This window comes from Streptomyces sp. NPDC030893, from assembly GCF_055571535.1.
Genome location: NZ_JBVIFC010000002.1, coordinates 39,621 through 57,631, shown reverse-complemented (window position 1 = coordinate 57,631; position 18,011 = coordinate 39,621). Strand labels below are relative to the sequence as shown.

Sequence of the window (18,011 nt, the reverse complement as noted above, 5' to 3'; positions counted from 1 at the left end):
GGGCGGACGGCGCCTCCGGCCGTACGTTGCCGATGTCGAAAGCGGCCCCACGAACGAGGCCGCCACCGCGTCAGCCGGAGGGGACCACCATGAGCAACTGGATCAACACCACCGTCAGTTACCTCCAGTCCCGCGCAGCCCGCAACGACAAGGGCCAGACCGCGGTGGAGTACCTGGGCATCATCGCGGTGGTCGTGGCGATCGTACTGGCGATCACGGGGACGGACATCGGCGCGTCGATCTATGCGGCCATCACGGAGCAGATCGCGGAGGTCACCGGCGGTTGATAAGCCGCCGCAGGTTCGGCGATGCAGGGCAGGCCTTCCCCTTTTACATCACGGTGGTGGGGGGCCTGCTCCTTTTTGCGTTCGCGTATTTTGCGGTCGGTCAGGCCGCCGCTAACCGTAACGATGCGCAGACGGCCGCTGATGCGGCCGCTCTCGCTGCTGCTCAGGACAGGCGGGGGAAGCTGGCTGATGCCCTGACGAAGAGCATCAACGACCCCACGGCCTGGGCAGACATCTTCGCCGGTTATGTGCCAGGAATCGGGCCGTCGTGCTGGCGTTCCTATCAACTTGCAGCGCAAAACGATGCGACCGTGCTGTCCTGCGTGCCTGACCCACCCCTGGGGTTCACGGTCGAGGTCATGACGAACGGGACTGTGGGCGATTCCATCGTCCCGGGCACCGAGAGCAAGCGGTCGCGTGAAAAGGCCAGGGCCGTGATCGAGCCTCGCTGTGATGTGGAGGAGCCGACGGGGGACGCGTTGCCTCTGCTCACCTGCATGGGTACTGAGTGGGAGCTGGGCCCCGAAACTCCTAAGGAACTGCTCCCGAAACCTGAAGACCTCTTTGACGTTCACCTAGCCGACTGACAAACCACGACGAGTGACGAAGGAAGCAGAGGCATAAGCATGCAGTTCACAACGACGGCCCGCAGGGGGATGGTCGCGATGGCCGTTGCGGTCGGACTGGCCATCGGAGTGGTCGGCTGCGGCGGAGGCGGAGACGATGACAAGAAGCCGGAGGCTTCGGCTTCTGCTTCTGAAAAGGGCGGTTCGGACCCGAGCGCCCAGGAAGGCCAAGCAGAAGCGCCATTGGCGGAGCTGAAGGGGCCAGACGGCCTACTGCTTCAAGTTACCTCCGCTGAGCGCGATTCTGGGGGGTTCGTCACGGTCAGCGGGAATCTCAAGAACGATGGCTCAGAGCGAGTTGTTGTGCCGCCCGTTGTCCGCGGGAACGAGAGGGAGGTCATCCGAAACGGCATGTCCTTGGGTGGTGCCACCCTGGTGGACAGCACGAGTAAGAAGCGCTACTACGTGCTGCGCGACACAGACGGCCGCCCGTTGACCACAACTGGCTTTTCGATCATCAAGGCAGGCGACAGCATTTCTGTCTTCATGCAGTTCCCGTCCCCGCCTGAGGACTCTTCCGAAGTCACCTTCCAACTGCCGACATTCGCCAGCGGCACCATCCAGATCTCCGGCTGAGGCAGAGCATGACTCACAACCGCCTGCTGCTCATCGGAACCGTAGCCGCCCTCCTGGCTGTCAGCCCCGGAGTGGCCCACGCCGACGACGGCCCCAGCGTGCCTCCCGGCACCGAAGCCACCGCTTCGGCCCCCGTCGAGCTCGACCCCAACGACCCCGACCTCAAGCTCCCGGACGGCGCCACCCTCGCGGAGCCGAAGGTCCTCGACATCAAACAGGTCGTCGAAGACCAAAGCGGCGACGAACGCCGCGAGGACACCAACTCCGACGTCAAGTTCGCCCTGCAGGCCGAGGTGCTGTTCGGCAAGGACAGTGCCAAGCTCGGCGGGGAGGCGAAGTCCCGTATCGCCGCCATCGCGGAGGAGATCAAGACGCAGAACGCGACGAGGATCCGCGTCTTCGGCTTCACGGACAACCTCGGCTCGTCCGCCCACGGCGACGTCCTGTCCCGTCAGCGCGCCAACGCCGTACACGGAGTGCTGGTGCAGGAGTTGAGCGACTCCAACGTCACGTACGAGGTCCGTGGCTACGGCGAGCAGTACCCGATCGCCGACAACTCCACGGAGGCCGGCCGCAAGAAGAACCGGAGGGTGGAGATCTCCTTCCCGCGCACGGAGAGCTGATCACTCGGCGCCGAGCTGGTGATCGGCCCAGACGTAGCTCGCGGGCAGCAGGTCGGTGATGGGCACGGTCCGGAGGTCGTCGCCGTTGCCGACGATGACTTTCACCGCCGGGAAGTAGTCGAGAAGGACCTGACGGCACCGACCGCATGGCGGAACCACCCCGCGGTCGCGGTCGCCCACGGCCACGATGGTCTCCAGCTCGTAGGCGCCCTGGGCGGCTGCCGCGCCGATGAGGACCAGTTCGGCACAGGGGCCTCCCGTGAAGTGGTAGGCGTTCACTGCGGTGATGATCCGACCGTCCCGGACCCGCGCCGCGGCTGCCATGGTGTGGTTGTCGCCCCGGCAGCGCGTGCGGGCGACGTGGGCCGCGGCTTGGACGAGTTCGTCGTCGACGGGCTGGCTGTGCGAGGTCATCGTTCTCTCAGAGCAGGTGGTCGGCCTTGCCTGCCTTGATCTCCAGGATCATGGTGCGCAGGGCCTCTCTGCTGTCGGTGAGGGGGGTGTCTTCCTGGCCGGCGAGGGCGATGTAGGCGTTGCCCGCCCTGTCCGTGCCTATGCGGAAGCAGTTGGCTCCCTCGGCGCAGAAGGGCTCTTCCCACGTGATGTCCGTCATCAAAGGCTCCTCAGAGGTCGGTGGCCAGGCTGTGCATATAGTCCCGCGATTCGGTCGATGAGAGTGACGCGCTCTCCATCCAGTCCAGGTGTGCGCGGTACTTGTCCAGCTGTGAAGTCCCGTGGAGGAATTCGGGGCCGTGGGCGGAATCCAGCTCTGCTGTGTCCAGTTGCGGTACGGCTGCCTCCGCGTACGTCAGGGCCTGTCCGGCGCCGGGGAAGGCGCCCGCTTTGAACGGGATGACCCTCACGTCGATGTTCTGGTGATCGGACAGTTCGCAGAGCCGTTCCAGCTGCGCCCGCATGATCTTTGCGCCGCCGAACTCGACCCGTAGAGCGGCCTCATGGACGTACCCCATGTAGGTGATCGGGTTCTCACGGTGCAACGCCTGCTGGCGCTGCATGCGGTGCGCCACGCGTAGCTCGACCTCAGCCGGTGAGAGTACCGGCAGGGAGGCGTTGAACAACGCGCGGGCATACGCATCGGTCTGCAGCAGGCCGGGGACGTGCATGGCCAGACCGGCGCGCACCTTGCGTGCGTTCCACTCCATCTCCGCGATGTCCAGCAGCCCGGCGGGGAGCTGCCCGCGATAGGCCTCCCACCATCCCCGGGTGCGGTCGCCTGCCATGTTCACGAGCGCGCTGATGTACGCCTCGTCGCGGCACTCGTAGTTGCAGGCGAGGGTGCGGAGGCGTTCCGGCGTGATGGTCCGGATCCCGGCTTCGATGTTGGAGATCTTCGTGCGGTCTATGCCGAGCAGGCCGGCTGCGTACTCCGTGGACACCTGCGCTGCGAGCCGCATCTTGCGCAGCTCCGCGCCCAGTCGCTTCTGGCGTTCAGTGGGCGTTGCCCTCGGCGGCATGGGTGGGTACCTCCAGTTGTCGCGGTGTCAGTCTGCCCCTCGCCCACGCCATCGGTCCACCCATAAGGGTGGAAATATCGATGGCTAGGTGGCAAAGTGCCACAGCTTCAGTCTAGCGTCGGCGACGGCTCAACGGAGCCGCAAGCCACCGCCCACGCAAGGGAGTTGTCATGCCCGTACTCGCGAACCTCTGTCACGTCTCCGCGCCCGCCGACCTCCCGCCGGCCCCGCCCGCGCCCGGCACCCTCTCCTACAGCTTCACCCTCCCCGCGGCCCCGCACAGCCCCGCGATCGCCCGTGCCGCGACCCGGATGATCCTGAGGGTGCACGGACTCGACGACGTGACGGACGCGGCGGTACAGACCGTCGGTGAACTGGCGGCCTGCGCCTACCGCTTGGCACCCGCCACCGAGGTGTACGTGTCCCTCCGCTACCGCGACGACTCCCTGCGCGTGATCCTCTACGACGCCCACCCCCGCCACACGCACCCTCGCCTGGCCACGGCCTGCGACGGTCGACGGCGGGCCGCGCTCAGGGTGCTGGCCTGCGTGGTGAAGGCCTGCGGTGGTGACTGGGGGTTCGGTGACGCGCGGGAGCCGGGTGGTGGGACGCGGATGTGGGCCGTCCTGCCGAGGGAGGGCGCGCGCGGTTACACCGCATCGGCCGCAGGCCCAGGCCCTCGGTGAGCGATCTCCTCGACGATCCGGGTGGCCGCCGCGCGGCCTTCGGGGGTGGGCGTGAGCGGATACACGTGCACCGCGCCCTCGCAGACGGTCACGCCGACCCCGGCCCCTTCGGCGAGCGCGCGGCGTCCCAACTCCCGTACGTCGGGAAGGCACAGGTCGCGGGTGCCGACGTACACGTCGACCGGGGCCAGGCCCGCGAGGGGACCGTTGATCGGGCTCAGCCGGGGGTCGGTCGGGTCGTCGCCGTCCGCCCAGACCCGGCCCAACTCGGCCAGCCCGACCGGGGACAGCCAGGGATCGCGGCGTGCGACGGCCGGTATCTCCGGGTTGCCGAGGGTGAGGTCGAGCCAGGGGGCGATCAGTACCAGTCGGCGTGGCTGCGGAAGCCCGACCGCAGGCAGGGTCTGGGCGAAGCCCAGGGCGAGACCGGCACCGGCGGAGTCACCGGCAAGGGTGATCTCGGACGCGGGCGTGGAGCTCAGCAACTCCCGGTAGACCTCCGTGACCAGGGGATACGCCTCGCGGTACGTGTGCTGGGGCGCGAGGCCGTACAGCGGGACCTCGACGCGTACGCCCGCGTCGGCGAGCGCGCCGATCAGCGTCCAGTGCTGCTTGGCGATCTCGCTGACGTACGCCCCGCCGTGCAGGTAGACGACGGCACGGGACGCCTCCCGTCCGCGCGGGGCCACCGTCCGGCACACGAACCCGCCCACCTGCCGGGCGGAGACGTCATGACGCCGGTGCAACGCGGCCGGCGGCTGCGCGGACCCCTTCGGTGCGGCCAGCCGCCGTCGGGCCCGGGAGACACTCGACGAACGCGGCTTCATCCTCAGCCGTGCGTACAGCGCGACCACGCGCATGGCCAGACTCACGGATTCTCCAAGGTGGGATGGGGACACAGGTCTCACTTCGTGACGCGTGGCGCGCCCGCCTTCAGGGTGCCGTCGTCGCCCACCTCCCAGACAGTCACGGCCGCGCCCGACGGGCAGCAACTGGGATCCCCCGACCGGTGCCAGTTCTCGCGGGCCGTGACCCGTCCGTTCGCCAGGTCGATGGCCTCGAAGCTGCTGGCATTACCGCCCTCGTACTTCTGCGGGGTGACCGTGCCCACGAGGCGCAGTCGCCGTTCCTCGCTGGTGAAGACCACGTAGGCCCAGACGAGTCGGCCGCTGCCGGTCTGGCCGCCGGTGTCGCACCCCACGAGCAGGGCGGCCTCGACCCGGGCGTCCCCGACGACATCGCCGTAGACCACGCCATCCGGGTACTGCTCGGCATGGACGGTCCCCCACCTCTCGGACCGCACCGTCGCCTCGCCGGAGGTGAAGCTGATCAGGCCCGGTACGTGACAGTAGTCGCCCGGGACCGCGGTGCGCGCCCAGTCCATCTGCCGCAGGTCCTCGGGAGCACCGCCCAACGCGTCGGCGGCCGGGGACGGGGTCGAGGACGGCGGGTCGGACGTCTCCGTGTACGGGGGCTGGGAGGCGGGGGGTACCTTCGCGTCCGGTTCGGGGGACGAGCACCCCACGCCGAGGGTGAGCACGAGCGCGGTCATGCAGAGCAACGTCCTGTGGTGCACGGGGGCCTCCTGTGCGTACGGCGGGCCGGGCGGGAAGGGAGGGTCCGTGCTACGCGCACGGGGGGTCGTAGGGGCGGTCGGGGAGGTACTGCTTCCACTGGGACTCGGTGATCGGCTCCGACTCGGAGCACAGCCGCCCCAGGACGGCGTCGATGTCCGTACGCCACAACTGCGTGCTGTCGCCCGCGGACACGGCGATCAGGCCCCCGTCGGGGCTGAAGGCGACCCCGGTCGTGGAGTGGCGCTGGTGGGTGGCGAGCAGGGCCACCTCCCGGGGCGCCGACGCGTCGGCGATGTCCCACAGCCGTACGACGCCCTGGTCGTCCGCGCCGGCCAGCAGGGGCCGTACGGGATCCGCCGCGAGGTGGGTCACCTCGCCCGAGTGCCGCTGGGCGGAGCCCCTGGCCCTGGCCTCGCGCGGGTCGGTGATGTCCCAGACGGTGAGCGTGCCCTGCGAGTCCCCGACGTACAGGGTGTTCCCGTCCGGGCTCGTGGCCAGGGCGGTGACACGGTCGGCGGACCGGACCGGGATGACGTCCGTGCGTACGGGGTCGTACCGGCGGCCGGTGCGGCGGAGGTCCCACAGCTGGACGGCTTCGTGGTCCCCGCTGATCACGGCCAGGAGATCACGTTCTCCGGCGAAGGCGAGGGGCGCGGCTCCCGTTGGAACCCCCGAGGGGGACCCGGTACCGGACAGGGTGCCGAGGTCCCGTGGGCGCTCCGGATCGCCGACTTCCCACAGGCGCACGGGACCGAACGGTTCGGCGGCGGCGAGGACCGTACCGTCCGGTCCGTACACGACCGCTTCCGGGTCCTCGGTCTCCGTGAAGCGATCCCGCTCGCGCGGCCGTGCGGGATCGGTCACGTCCCACAGGCCCAGGGGGTGTCCGGCCGCGAGGGTGTGTCCGTCCGGGCTGAAGGCGTACATCTGGCCGCCGCTGCGGAAGGACGGGAGCGTGGCCAGGTGCCGGGGTTCCGCTGCCCCGCCCACCCGGTAGAGGGCGCCCGGCCGGCCGGTGGCGAGGAGACGGCCGTCGGGGCCGAAGGGCTGGGCGGCCAGATGATCGGAGGGCAGGGAGGCGTAGGCCGACGAACTGCGGGAGCCGTGCACGTTCCACACCCGTACGGAGCCCCTGGCCCGGCGTTCCCCGGACGGGTCGCCGGCATTGCCCGAGGCCACGACCGCGAGGGTCCGGCCGTCGGGGGCGAAGGTGAGGGAGGTGACGGAGCCCGCGTGCCCGGCGAGACGGTCGCCCTGGAGGGGACGACCCGGGTCGGACACGTCCCACAACTGGACGGCCCCGCCGCCCGCGGCGACGGCCAGTGTTCTTCCGTCGTCGGTGAAGGCCACCGGAGTGATCCACGAGTTCTGGCCGTTCAGCGCCGTACGCCGTACCGGGTTCCGGGGATCCGAGATGTCCCACAGGGCGGCGTTCCCGTCCTCACCGGCGGTGGCGAGGAGGTGACCGGCGGGACTGAACACCACCGAGGAGGAGGGTGTGTCGAGGGTGCTGAGGGACGACAGCCGTCCGGCCGGGGACAGCCGCATGATGCGCACACGGTCGTCTCCCGCGCCCGTCGCGACCAGCGTTCCGTCCGGGCTCGCGTCGGCGCCGAAACCGAGTCCCGAGGCGAATGCGGAGGAGCGGTCGGCCACTTCGGGCCGGCGCGGGTCGTGGACGTCGAGGACGACCACACGCAGACCGTTCCCCACCGTCAGCAGGGGTGACGTACCGGCGAAGGACAAGTCGTCCACGTTGCTGACGGGCCGCGCCGAGCCCAGCAGCTCGGGCCGCCGCCCGTCCGACACGTCCCACAGGCGCACCCGCCCGGCCGAGTCGCCTGCCGCCAGCAGATCGCCGTCCGCGGTGAAGGCGACCGCGGTGAAGGCGACCGCCCCCGCGCCCTCCCGCTGCCCCGGGAGGGTGGAGACGACACGTCCCGTCAGTGCGTCGAACAGCTCCACGCCACCATCGGAAGCGGCGGCCAGCAGCCGTCCCCGCGGACTGAACGCGACGGCACGTGCGGTGCCGTCGGTGTGCAGCTCCCGTGGCATGCTCCCGCTGCCCAGCAGCGCGCCGACCGCCTGCTCCGTGTGCGACAGCCGGTAGGCCTGCACGAGGAGCTGACGCGCCAGGCCGGGGCGGTCGTACTGGAGGGACGTGGCCTCGGCGACCAACTGGCGGGAGGTGGCGGCTCGTTGGCGTTCCGTCGCCACGTCGCGCTGGCGGTCTGCCGTCAGGCCCAGCCCCGTCGCCGCGGCCAGCAGCGCACCGAGGGTCACGAACGTCGCCGCGACCAGCCGGTTCCGGCGCTTGCGCAGCCGCAGGTGGTGCCCGATCAGCTCGGACTTCGACCGGCCCTGGATCGGTGCGACGAACTCCGCCACGTCCGCGAGGAGCCGGGGATCGTTCGCGGGAACGGAGCCGCGCTCGTCGATCTGGGCGCGCAGCCACCTCAGGTCCACCCACCGGGGCGCCCCGGGCGTAGCGGCCAGGGCCCTGCGCATCTGCTCGCGGGGCAGGGCGTCCGTCCTGGACCAGTCGAAGTCCTGCGCCTGCGGACTCCACTCCAGCCGCCCGTCGGTCCACGCCAGCAGCATGCGCCCGGCGCCCTTGTGCGCCACCCACCAGTCGATCTCGGCGCGGACCCAGGGGGACGCGGCGGCCAGGGGAGAGGCCATCACGACGAGCCAGCCCGAACGGGCCAGCGCGTCCTCGATGTCGCCCCGCAGGTCGGGGCTGGCGCTGAGATGCGTCATGTCCCGGAACACCCGCAGGTGCACGGGTCGGTACCAGGGGCGCCCGAAGTTCTCCATGCCCCGCTGGAACACCGTCGCGACCTCGCGGTCGAGATGCTGGCTGTAGGAGACGAACACGTCGTAGCGCGGGTCGCCGTCCGTCCGCGCCGTGGACCCCGCAGGGCCCGTCACGAGGTGACGCGGGTGGTGCCGGGCGCCAGCCGGTCGCCTTCGCGCAGCCACTCGGTGGTGGCGTCACCGCTGGGGCAGCAGTGGGCGTCGTTGGTGCGGAACCACTTCTCGTGCACGATGATCCGGCCGGGCGCGAACTCCGCGCTCGTGAGCAGCGTGGGATACGCGCCGTCCTTGCGCCGGGGGGTGATCGAGCCGAGGACCGCGAGGTCGTCGCCCACCCGCGCGTACACCACATAGCCCGAGGTGATCTGCGCGTTCATGGTCACCGTGTCACGACAGCCGACGTAGACGGCGGCCTCGTCACGCCCGTCGCCGTCGGTGTCCCCGTACGCGAACCGCTCGCTGCGGAAGACCCGTACCGTCCCCCACGTCGTGGACGTGGCCCTGACCTCGTTCCCGGAGCCGAAGCGCAGGAGCTCCGGTACGCCGCAGAACTCGCCCGGGGTGGGGACCTCCGCCCAGTTCACCTCGCGCAGGTCCTCCGGTGCGGGCCCGACCACCAGCGGGCCGGCCGCCGACCGCGCGGTGGTGGACGGGCTCGGGGACGTCGAGCCGGCCGGGTCCCCGGAGGGCTGCCCGACGGGTGGGGCGGGACTCGGACTGTCGCAGCCGCCCGCCAGGGGCAGCACCGCCAGGAGCAGCGCGGTGAGTACGGCGACGCGCGGAGAGCGTGCAGCCATGAACTCCTCCATTCACGGGTCGGGCGTGGGGCGCCGGGCGGGGTGTCAGGCGCAGGGCGGGTCGTAGGGGCGGTCCGGGAGGTACTGCGCCCACTGGTCGCGGCTGATCGCGGTGGACTCCGCGCACAGCCGCGGGAGAACGGCGGCCGGGTCCACGGTCCACAGCCGCAGGCCGCGGTCCCCGCCGACCGCCAGCAGACCGCCGTCCGGGCTGAAGACCATGCCGGCGCCGGGGTAGAAGCCGCCGTTGCTCAGCGACACCGTCTCGGCGGGGCGTGCGGGGTCGGCCACGTTCCACAGGCGGACGCGGCCGTCCCGGCCGGTGGTGGCCGCGAGTTCGCCGCCGGGGTGGACCGTGATGCCGCCGATGCTGCCGGTGTGCCGGGCGGAGAACCCCTGGCGCACGGGGCGGGTGGGGCGCGAGACGTCCCAGAGGGTGAGGGTGCCGCTCTCGTCGCCCAGCAGCAGTGTGCGGCGGTCGGGGGTGAACGCCAGCGCGGAGGCCGGGCTGCGATCCGTCGGGACCTCGCCCACCCGTGTCGGCGGGGCGTCTCCGGTCACCTTCCAGAGCCGTACGGACCCGCCGTCCTCGGTCGGTGCCGCGAGCAGGTCCCCGTCGGAGCTGAAGGCCAGGGCATGGATGAAGGTGTCCACCCCGTCGAGGGCGCCGAGCCGTTCGGGCCGCTCCCGGTCGGCGACGTTCCACAGTTCCACGGCATCGCCGGACCGGTCGGCCACGGCGAGAAGCGGGAGTTTCGGGTTGACCTCGACGCTGTGCGCACCCCAGGTGCGCCGGGTGTCCGGGACGAGGTCGCGCGGGTGCGCCGGATCGGTGAGGTCCCACGCCTTCACGGGCAGGCCCGAGAACAGGGTCCGCCCGTCGGGGCCGAAGGACGCGGCCTGGCCGGTCACCCGGACGGTCTCCACGGCGGCCGCCGGGCGTGGCGTGCCCGGGCCCTCCACCTGCCACACGGTGGTGGGGTCGCCGCCCGCCGCCAGCAGCCGGCCGTCCGGGCTGAAGGACGGCTCGAAGGATCCGGACGTCGGCAGCACGGTGAACGCGGAGGTCCGCTCGGTGCCCGACACGGCCCACAGACGCACGACGCCGGTCTCCGTGCTCTCCTCGCCGACGGAGGCGAGCGTGTGCCCGTCGGGGCTGAAGGACAGTCCGCTCACCGTCCCCATGTGGCCGGTCATCCGGGCGCCCGGCCGGGGACGCAGCGGATCGGAGACGTCCCACAGGGCGATGGTGCCGTCGCTGTCCCCGGCGGCCAGGGCGGTCGCGTCGGGGGAGAAGGCCACGGCACGGATGCCGTCGCGGCTCTGCGCGTAGAGCTCGGGCCGGGCGACCGGACGGGCCGGGTCCGAGACGTCCCACAGGCGCACCCGGCTGTCCCGGCCCGCCACGGCGAGGGTCTGCCCGTCGGGGCTGAACACCGCGCGCTGCGGGTCGCGTTCCATACCGCCGGGCGGCGCGGTGACCGTGGCGACCGGGCGCGGGCGGCCGGAGCCGGACAGGTCCCACAGCCGCAGCCGCCCGTCCGCGCGTGCCGTGGCCATCAGAGCGCCGTCCGGGCTCGCCGCCACCGAGGCCTCGGGCACCTCCGCGACGGTCCTCGGACGCGCGGGGTCCCCGACGCCGAGGACGGCACCGCCCTTCTCGGTCATGACGACCAGCCGCCCGGAGGAGGTGAGGACCAGGGTGACGATCTCCGTCCGGCCCGCCGGTGCCGGCACCGTGGCGAGCAGGCGGGACCGGCCGTCGTCCCCCGCCTCCAGCAGGCGTACCCGGCCGTCGGCCGAACCGAGTGCCAGCAGAGTGCCGTCCGGGCTGAACGCGACGGCCGTCACCCGCTCCTGCCCCGAGTCGAGCGTCACCGGCCGGTCCATGCGCGAAGGCGCGAACATCCGGACGGTCGCGTCGGCCACCACCAGCACGCCCCGGCCGCTGTACGCGGCCGCGCGGACGGAGCCGCGGGAGGGGACGGCCCGGGGCATCGCCCGGCTCTCCACCAGCGCGCCGAGCGCCTCGGCCGTCGGGGCGAACCGGTAGGCCTGCACCAGCAGTTGGCGGGCCAGGTCGGGGTGGGTGTCACTGATGGACGACGCCTCGGCGACGAGCTGCCGGGACTGCGCGACCAGGGTCTGCGCGCGGGCCCGGTCGCGCTGCTCGTAGGCGGTGATCCCCGCGGCCACGGCGGTCAGGAGCAGCGCGGTGAGGACGGAGACCGTCGCCTGCAACCAGCGGCGGGTCCGCCGGCGCTGGCGTACGTGGTCGCCGATCAGGTCGTCCTTCGACCTGCCCGTGAGAGGGGCGACGAACTGCGCCACGCTGTCGAGCAGGCGCGGATCCGACCTGGTCTGCTCGGGGTCGCGCAGCCAGCGCAGATCGACCCAGCGGGGTTGCTCGGCGAACGCGGTGGCCAGCACCTCGCGCGGCAGCGCGTCGGTCCTCGCCCAGTCGAACGACGCCCGCTCGCGGTCCCAGACCAGGGTGCCGTCGGTCAGCGCGAGGAGCAGGGTGTCCGCCGACCGGTGGGTGAGCCACCAGCCGATCTCCTGGCGCACCCACGGCGAGGCGGCGGCCGACGGGCTCGCCATCACCACCAGCCACCGGGACCGGCGCAGCCCCTGCTCGATGTCCCGCCACAGATGCGGACTCGCCGTCAGATTGGTCTCGTCACGGAACAGCCGCAGGCTGCGCGGCCGGTACCACGGACGGCCGAAGCCCTGCAGGGCGCGCTGCAGGGCCTGCGCGACGTCCCTGTCCCAGGCGTGGCTGTACGAGATGAAGGCGTCGTACTCGACCGCCCGCTCCTCGCGCTCTCCGCCCCGCGCACGGCCGGGCCGTAAGGCGGGCAGCATCAACGGGTACTCATCCGCTCGTCCACTCCCCCGTGCGTCCGTGCCGCGTGGCTCTCGGCCACCTGTCCGTAACGGTCCGTTCCCGTCCTGGGGCGAGGAAGAAACATAGCGGCCAGGGAGATCGGGCGGAGCTGATGTGAGAACAGTTCACTCCTCAGTACGCTGCCGTCGCCGTACCGGCCGGGTTTCCCGCCGGCGCGGGAAGGGCAGTGCAGTCCAGTGCGGTACACGGGCAACGCCGGCGAGAGGACACGAGGGTGACGGTACGTCGGAGGCGGGACGCCGGGGCCGTGTTACGCACGGTGGCGAGGGCGGCCCTGGCCGCGGTGGCGGGCGCGGTCGTCGGCGTCGCCGCCTACTCCATCAGCCGCACGGGCGGGCAGCTCCTCTCCGTCGTGGTCGGCGCGGTGCTCGGCCTGCTCCTGGTCCTCGGGGCCGATCTGTACCGCAGGTCCGTGCAGTTGACGGAGGTCAGGCTCGTACTGCCGGGCAGCGAGATGACGTTCAAGACCAACACGGACATGCGGCAGGCGGCGCAGCGCATGTTCTTCCAGGCCGCGACCCGCGTGGCGACCAGGCCGCTGGACGACGGAAGCGGCAACCTGCGCGAGGCCCTCACCTCCCTCAAGACGCTGTTCGACATGTACCGCGAACCGCTGGAGTCCGGAGACGCCCCGCCCCCACCCGCGGACGGGGACTCCGTCCACGAACTGGTGCTGGACATCCTCAACTTCGAACTCGCGCCGTTCCTTGCCGCCTGGCATCCGCGGCTGCGGGCCTTCGAGGAGGCGCACCCCGGCGAGGACGAGTCGGCCTGGGCCGACAACGCGGAGTTCCGGCAGGCCCTGCGGGAACTCCAGCAGAGCCTGCGGCCGTACGTCATCGGGCTGGGGGAGATCGCCGGCATCCGCGACCCCGAACGCCATCTGAACCGGTCCGGGTGGCGCGACGCCCGCACCACGGCGCCCGTCCCCGTCCCGGGGCAGAGTGCGTCACCCCCGCTATGACGTCCCGTCCCCGTCCCGCACCACCTGCACCTCCACCTCCACCCGCGCCCCCGCCCGCAACCCCCACCCCTCCATCGCCCCCGCCTCCGCCTCCAGCACATGCCGGGCCCGGAGCCGGGGCAGCCCCAGCCGCCCCGGCGGCATGGTGCGAACGGTGAGGACCCGGAGCCGCCGGTCGAGGTAGGCGACGTCGATGGGCATCCGCATGCGGAAGGTGTGGACGCTGTTGGCGGGGGAGAGCAGCAGGGCCCCGTCGAGGGAGTCCCGTCCCAACAGCCCTCTCGTACGGGCCCGGTAGGAGGCGGCGATCTCCAGGGGAACGCGCACGGCGGGCCCCCCGTCACCGTCCCCCCGCACGGTCAGCTCCCCCCGCCCGTCCCGCCAGCGCCCCATCACCGACCGACCCCCTCCGCCCGAGCATCACGTCCCGCTGAAGGTATCTCCCACCGGGCGCCTGGCATCAGTACGTGCGCAGTTGCGAGGCCAGGGCGGCGAGGGCCTGTGCCGTCCCGGCGAGGCTCGCCACGGCGGTCTCCAGCTCCGAGGCGAGACGGGGAGCCATCGGAGCGGCGCCGGCGGAGGCGGGGCCGGCCGGGGTGCCGCGATAGCCGATGGGGCCTTCGTCGTAGCGCTGGTAGTAGCCGGTGAACGCCTGCCCGGTGGGAGTCCCGGCGAAGGCGACCCGGGCCAGCTGGGTCGAGTCCGCGCCGGAGTTGCGGGTGATGTCGAGACGGAAGTGACGGTAGGCAGGAGTGACGGCGCGCAGAAAGAACTCCCGCGTCTCGTGACGCCCGGCGAAGGTCTCACCGGCGCGCGAGTCCAGCGGCTTCCAGGTCTGGCCGTCGTCGGAGCCGTACAGCGTCCAGTCGCGGGGGTCGCGGTCGGGGAAGTCGTTCGCCGCCATCAGGGAGTACGAGGCGACGGCGGCGGGGCCGGCGAGGGTGAAGTCGAGCCGGGCGGTGGCGTCGCCGGCCAGCCATTTGGTGCGGCGGTCGTCGAGGAGGTTCGCGGCCACCTCGCGCCGCGCGGTGTACTCGTCGCTCGCCTTCACGCCGGTCACCACGACGTCGGTCACGGCCGCGTGCAGCACCGCGACTCCGGAATTGCCCCGCTGGTCGCGCCAGTTCACCCGCTCGACGGGCGCCACGCCGCCGTCGTCCACCAGCAGCCGCAGCTCGTGGGAGGTGTGCCACCCGCCGCCCCAGCCCTCCTCCGTGCGGAAGCGGTGCAGGGTGGACGCGGAGAGGTTCTCCGTCTCCTGCTCCGTGAACGGCCGGCGGTCGAGGAGACGGCCCCGGTACTCGTACGCCGTACCGTCCGCCGCGCGGTGACAGCCGTGGAAGTCCGACATGTTCGACTGGAAGCTGATGGCGGACTCCGCTCCGTCCGCCGTACGCCAGCCGAGCTGCCCCGGCAGGGACCGCTCGCCCCGGTCGACGTGGAACAGCAGTCGCGGTGCCGCCTGCCAGGAGGCGGAGGGGGAGTGGGCGAGGCGGCGTTCCGTACGGTAGGAGAACACCGAGTCACGGGCGGCGTCGGCCGTCCGTGCCCGCTCCGAGCGGCCACGCTCCCATACGGGGTCCAGGGTGACCCGGTACAGCCAGAGAGCGCTGCGGGCCTTGGCCGAGGAACGTATCTCCAGGATGTTGGTGCCCGGCTTGAGCAGGTGTCCGGGCACGGCGAAAACGTTGTCCTGCGGAAGGTCACCGCCGCCCGGCACGACGAGATCCTCGGCCAGCGGCTCGCCCTCCAGCAGTACGTCCATCGGGGCGTACCCCAGCGATCCCCCGAGCTTGGAGACCAGCGCGGTGACGGTGAGCGTCGCCTGCGGAACGTCCTCCGGGTCCGCCACCTCGAACCGCAGCCGCACACTCCCGCCCGCGTCCAGCTCCAGCTGCGACCCGGCGGACCGGGCCCGCTGCCGCTCGACCTCGACATTGGCCAGCCGGTCCGGGGTGGCGGAGAAGTCCGCGTAGGTGACGTCGAAACCCATGGGGGTCGCTCCATGTCCTCGGCAACGCAACGGTCAGGGACAGCCGACGCGGCACGGTGTGCGCCGACCGTGCTCACGGACCCTAGTGCGCCTCACCGACAACGCCGTTCGCGGCGACGGGCGTTCGGCCGCCCGACGGGTGTTTGGGTGCCGCTTTGGGCCCACGGGCCCATGCCCTGACATGCGCCTCTCCCTATCCTCGGGCCGTGCCGTGAACCAAACACGGCTCGAATCGGGGGACTTGAGGAGGATCGGGCATGGCCTGGATCGGGGGAGGGGCCGGAGCCCGGCCGGCGCCGGTGGGCGGGAGCGGGGGCGGGCGGCAGGGCATGCCCCGGCCGCTGTCCCGGGCCCTGCTGCTCGTGCACGCGCTGTTCGCGTTCACCGTGCTCGGTGGCGTCGGTCTGCTCCTCACCGCCGCGTCGCTCGACGCGGTCGACGGTGAACTGCTCGCCCAGTTGGGTTACGCCGCCGCTCCCGGTGTGCTCGGCTGGTGGCTGGCCCGGCGCACCTGGCAGGGCGGAGCCGCCGTCTGGCTCGGACTGATCGCCGTACAGGCGTGGCTGGTCCTCGGCTCGATATCCAACCTGGCCGACGGGTCGGCCCGCGGGATCGCCCAACTCCTCCTTCCCCTCCTCGTCCTCTTCCTGCTCACCCGCCCGGACAGCCGCGACTGGTACCGCCTCGCCGCACCCCGCCGGCGTGAACGCCGCCCCTTCTCCCTCGCCCGGATGATCCGCTGGCGCCGGGACGAGGACGGTCAGACGGCGGTGGAGTACGCCGGTCTGATCGCCGTCGTCGCGGCGATCATCGCCGCCCTCGTCCTCACCGGCCTGGGCGGGCAGATCCTCACCGAGGTCCAGGCCCAGGTGTGCCGCGTCACCGGGGCGGCCTGCCCCGCGCCGGGCGGCGGCGGTGACGGTGACGGCCAGGTCACGGCGGAGGACGGCGACCAGGACGGCGACCAGGGCGGTGACCAGGGCGGTGACGGCGCCGGGGACACGGACCCCGGCGACCCAGGCGGCGACGCGGGCGACGCGGACCCCGGTGACCCCGGCGGCGGGACAGGAGACGCGGACTCCGGTGACCCCGGCTCCGGCGACTCCGCCGCCACCCCGCCCGGCGACCCCTCCGTCGTGGACCCCGTGGCCGCCGCGGACGAGATCGACGAGCCGCCCTACGAGGACCCGACCGCCACCGCCGACGACGAGGACGCGGACGGGGGCGGGGGCGACGAGGGGTGCTTCTCCGGTGTCGGTGCGTTCTTCGGCTGCGCGGGGGACCAGCTGGGCCAGGTCGGCACGGGCCTGTTCGTCGACGGCGTCTGGGGTGACCTCACCGGCATCTGGGACGTGGTGACCAACCCCGTCGACACCTGGAACGGCCTGATGGACTACGGCAGTTCCCTCGGCGACACCTGGATGGACGACACCGCCGACGCCCGCGAGATGTGGGACGACGGCGACTACCTCGGCGCGATCCTCGACTGGGGCGGAGCCTCGCTCGGCACCGGCGGAACCGTCCTGTTCGACTCCTTCGTCGGCGACGACGTCGTGGAACAGTGGGACAACGGCAACGAGACCCGGGCCGTCACCACCGTCATCTGGAACGTCGGCTCCCTCTTCATCCCCGGCTACGGCGAAGTGAAGATCGCCGAGAAGATCGGCTCCCTCGGCCGGCTCAGCCGGGTCGTCGACGACGCCACCGAGGCAGCCCAGGACGCCCGGCGAGCGGCCGAGGCGGGCGACCTCGACGCGCTGGAGGACGCCGCCCGCCGCGCCGACGAAGCGGCCGACGAGGCCGAGGACACCGCCCGCCGCAGCGGCTGCACCCTCTCCGCACCCACCCGCGAGGTCCCGTACGGCGACAGCCCGCACCCCGGCCTCGACGGCGGACCCGGCACCGGCACCACCGTGCTCGCCGCCGGCCCCGTGGCGGACGGCCCGTACGTCATCCTGGCGGAGGGCGGCTGTGACGAGGAGGCCAGGGAACAGGCGGAGGAGGCCCGCGCCGCCGAACGCCAGGCCTACCTGGAACGCAAGCGCGCCGAGGAACCGGACCGCGCCCGGGAGGCACTGGAGAACAGGAAGCAGTACCCCGAACCCGCGCACGGCGACCAGAACGACCCGCGCAACTACAACCCGCCCGCCTGGGCCGACGACCTGAACAGCCGCGAGTACGGCGACGCGGACGGCGGCGACGGCTTCTGGGCGAGCCGCGACCGCAACCCCAGCCCCAGCTGGCGCAACGAGTCATGGCTGCGCTACCAGGAACAGGTCACCGGCACCCAGCGCGGCTACGAGTACGTCGTGCCGCACCCGAACCCCGACGTGCCGGACGTCGAGTTCGACGGCTGGGACTCCTCCCGGCAGACCTTCCTGGAGGCCAAGAACGGCTACGACAGCTTCCTGACCTCCGACCGTACGAGCCTCACCCCGTCCGGCACCGAACGGCTGCTGACCGAGGCGCGCCGGCAGGTGAGCGCGGCGAACGGCAAGGGCATCGAGTGGCACTTCTCCAACCAGGAGGTCGCCGACGCGGCCCGGGACGCCTTCGAGGACGCCGGCCTGGACATCGAGGTCGTCCACACCGCTCCCGACCGGATCGCGGGCGACAGGAAACCCGAGGCGTTCGACTGACGGGGCACCGGACGGCCCGCGCCCTAAGGTGGTCGCGGCAGTG

General features: G+C 72.1%; 17 protein-coding genes. 7 read left to right on the top strand and 10 right to left on the bottom strand.

The window, feature by feature from the left end:
* Positions 1-89: 89 nt before the first annotated feature.
* From ACZ434_RS04970 to ACZ434_RS04955, 4 genes are read left to right on the top strand one after another with little or no spacing between them, the layout of a single operon-like run.
* The gene (locus ACZ434_RS04970) at positions 90-287 is read left to right on the top strand and encodes a hypothetical protein (RefSeq protein WP_468451927.1); all 198 of its coding nucleotides are present in this window, start codon (positions 90-92) and stop codon (positions 285-287) included.
* Positions 287-874, top strand: coding sequence for a pilus assembly protein TadG-related protein (locus tag ACZ434_RS04965; RefSeq protein ID WP_468452887.1), 588 nt, complete (start codon positions 287-289; stop codon positions 872-874). The genes ACZ434_RS04970 and ACZ434_RS04965 overlap by 1 nt, the downstream gene beginning before the upstream one ends.
* Before the next feature lie 33 nt (positions 875-907).
* A complete protein-coding gene (locus ACZ434_RS04960) occupies positions 908-1,489 on the top strand; it encodes a hypothetical protein (protein WP_468452885.1) in 582 nt (193 codons plus the stop codon).
* 8 nt (positions 1,490-1,497) lie between these two features.
* Positions 1,498-2,112 carry an OmpA family protein gene (locus ACZ434_RS04955; RefSeq protein ID WP_468451925.1) on the top strand — a complete coding sequence of 205 codons (615 nt, stop codon included), beginning with the start codon at positions 1,498-1,500 and terminating at the stop codon, positions 2,110-2,112.
* Here the strand turns inward: ACZ434_RS04955 and ACZ434_RS04950 are convergent, their stop codons facing one another.
* The 3 genes from ACZ434_RS04950 to ACZ434_RS04940 are packed head-to-tail and all read right to left on the bottom strand — an operon-like array spanning position 2,113 to position 3,587.
* On the bottom strand, positions 2,113-2,526 hold the full coding sequence (locus ACZ434_RS04950; RefSeq protein ID WP_468451923.1) for a cytidine deaminase family protein: 414 nt from the start codon (positions 2,524-2,526) through the stop codon (positions 2,113-2,115).
* A 7-nt stretch (positions 2,527-2,533) separates the two neighbouring features.
* On the bottom strand, positions 2,534-2,725 hold the full coding sequence (locus tag ACZ434_RS04945) for a hypothetical protein (protein ID WP_468451921.1): 192 nt from the start codon (positions 2,723-2,725) through the stop codon (positions 2,534-2,536).
* A 10-nt stretch (positions 2,726-2,735) separates the two neighbouring features.
* A complete protein-coding gene (locus ACZ434_RS04940) occupies positions 2,736-3,587 on the bottom strand; it encodes a helix-turn-helix domain-containing protein (protein WP_468451919.1) in 852 nt (283 codons plus the stop codon).
* Between the two features lie 170 nt (positions 3,588-3,757).
* On the opposite strand from ACZ434_RS04940, the gene ACZ434_RS04935 reads away from it, so the two are divergent.
* Entirely contained in the window at positions 3,758-4,273 is a 516-nt protein-coding gene (locus ACZ434_RS04935) for an ATP-binding protein (RefSeq protein ID WP_468451917.1), read from the top strand.
* Here the strand turns inward: ACZ434_RS04935 and ACZ434_RS04930 are convergent.
* The 5 genes from ACZ434_RS04930 to ACZ434_RS04910 form a co-directional block, all read right to left on the bottom strand.
* On the bottom strand, positions 4,237-5,145 hold the full coding sequence (locus tag ACZ434_RS04930) for an alpha/beta hydrolase fold domain-containing protein (protein ID WP_468451915.1): 909 nt from the start codon (positions 5,143-5,145) through the stop codon (positions 4,237-4,239). The two genes, ACZ434_RS04935 and ACZ434_RS04930, sit on opposite strands and share 37 nt — an antisense overlap.
* A 32-nt stretch (positions 5,146-5,177) precedes the next feature.
* Positions 5,178-5,825 (bottom strand): hypothetical protein, encoded by a 648-nt coding sequence (locus ACZ434_RS04925; RefSeq protein WP_468451913.1) that lies wholly within the window; start codon positions 5,823-5,825, stop codon positions 5,178-5,180.
* Between the two features lie 73 nt (positions 5,826-5,898).
* Positions 5,899-8,781: a TIR domain-containing protein gene (locus tag ACZ434_RS04920; protein WP_468451911.1), complete on the bottom strand. Its 2,883-nt coding sequence runs from the start codon at positions 8,779-8,781 to the stop codon at positions 5,899-5,901.
* Positions 8,778-9,464, bottom strand: coding sequence for a hypothetical protein (locus ACZ434_RS04915; protein WP_468451909.1), 687 nt, complete (start codon positions 9,462-9,464; stop codon positions 8,778-8,780). The genes ACZ434_RS04920 and ACZ434_RS04915 overlap by 4 nt, the downstream gene beginning before the upstream one ends.
* A gap of 45 nt (positions 9,465-9,509) precedes the next feature.
* The gene (locus tag ACZ434_RS04910; RefSeq protein WP_468451907.1) at positions 9,510-12,329 is read right to left on the bottom strand and encodes a TIR domain-containing protein; all 2,820 of its coding nucleotides are present in this window, start codon (positions 12,327-12,329) and stop codon (positions 9,510-9,512) included.
* Between the two features lie 290 nt (positions 12,330-12,619).
* Here ACZ434_RS04910 and ACZ434_RS04905 point away from each other — a divergent pair, with 290 nt between their 5' ends.
* Positions 12,620-13,336 (top strand): hypothetical protein, encoded by a 717-nt coding sequence (locus tag ACZ434_RS04905; RefSeq protein WP_468451905.1) that lies wholly within the window; start codon positions 12,620-12,622, stop codon positions 13,334-13,336.
* Here ACZ434_RS04905 and ACZ434_RS04900 read toward each other — a convergent pair.
* Positions 13,331-13,729: a DUF192 domain-containing protein gene (locus tag ACZ434_RS04900; RefSeq protein WP_468451903.1), complete on the bottom strand. Its 399-nt coding sequence runs from the start codon at positions 13,727-13,729 to the stop codon at positions 13,331-13,333. The genes ACZ434_RS04905 and ACZ434_RS04900 overlap by 6 nt on opposite strands.
* A gap of 67 nt (positions 13,730-13,796) precedes the next feature.
* The gene (locus ACZ434_RS04895; protein ID WP_468451901.1) at positions 13,797-15,329 is read right to left on the bottom strand and encodes a discoidin domain-containing protein; all 1,533 of its coding nucleotides are present in this window, start codon (positions 15,327-15,329) and stop codon (positions 13,797-13,799) included.
* A gap of 257 nt (positions 15,330-15,586) precedes the next feature.
* Between ACZ434_RS04895 and ACZ434_RS04890 the strand changes: the two genes are divergently transcribed.
* Positions 15,587-17,968 carry a Tox-REase-5 domain-containing protein gene (locus ACZ434_RS04890; RefSeq protein WP_468451899.1) on the top strand — a complete coding sequence of 794 codons (2,382 nt, stop codon included), beginning with the start codon at positions 15,587-15,589 and terminating at the stop codon, positions 17,966-17,968.
* Positions 17,969-18,011 lie beyond the last annotated feature (43 nt).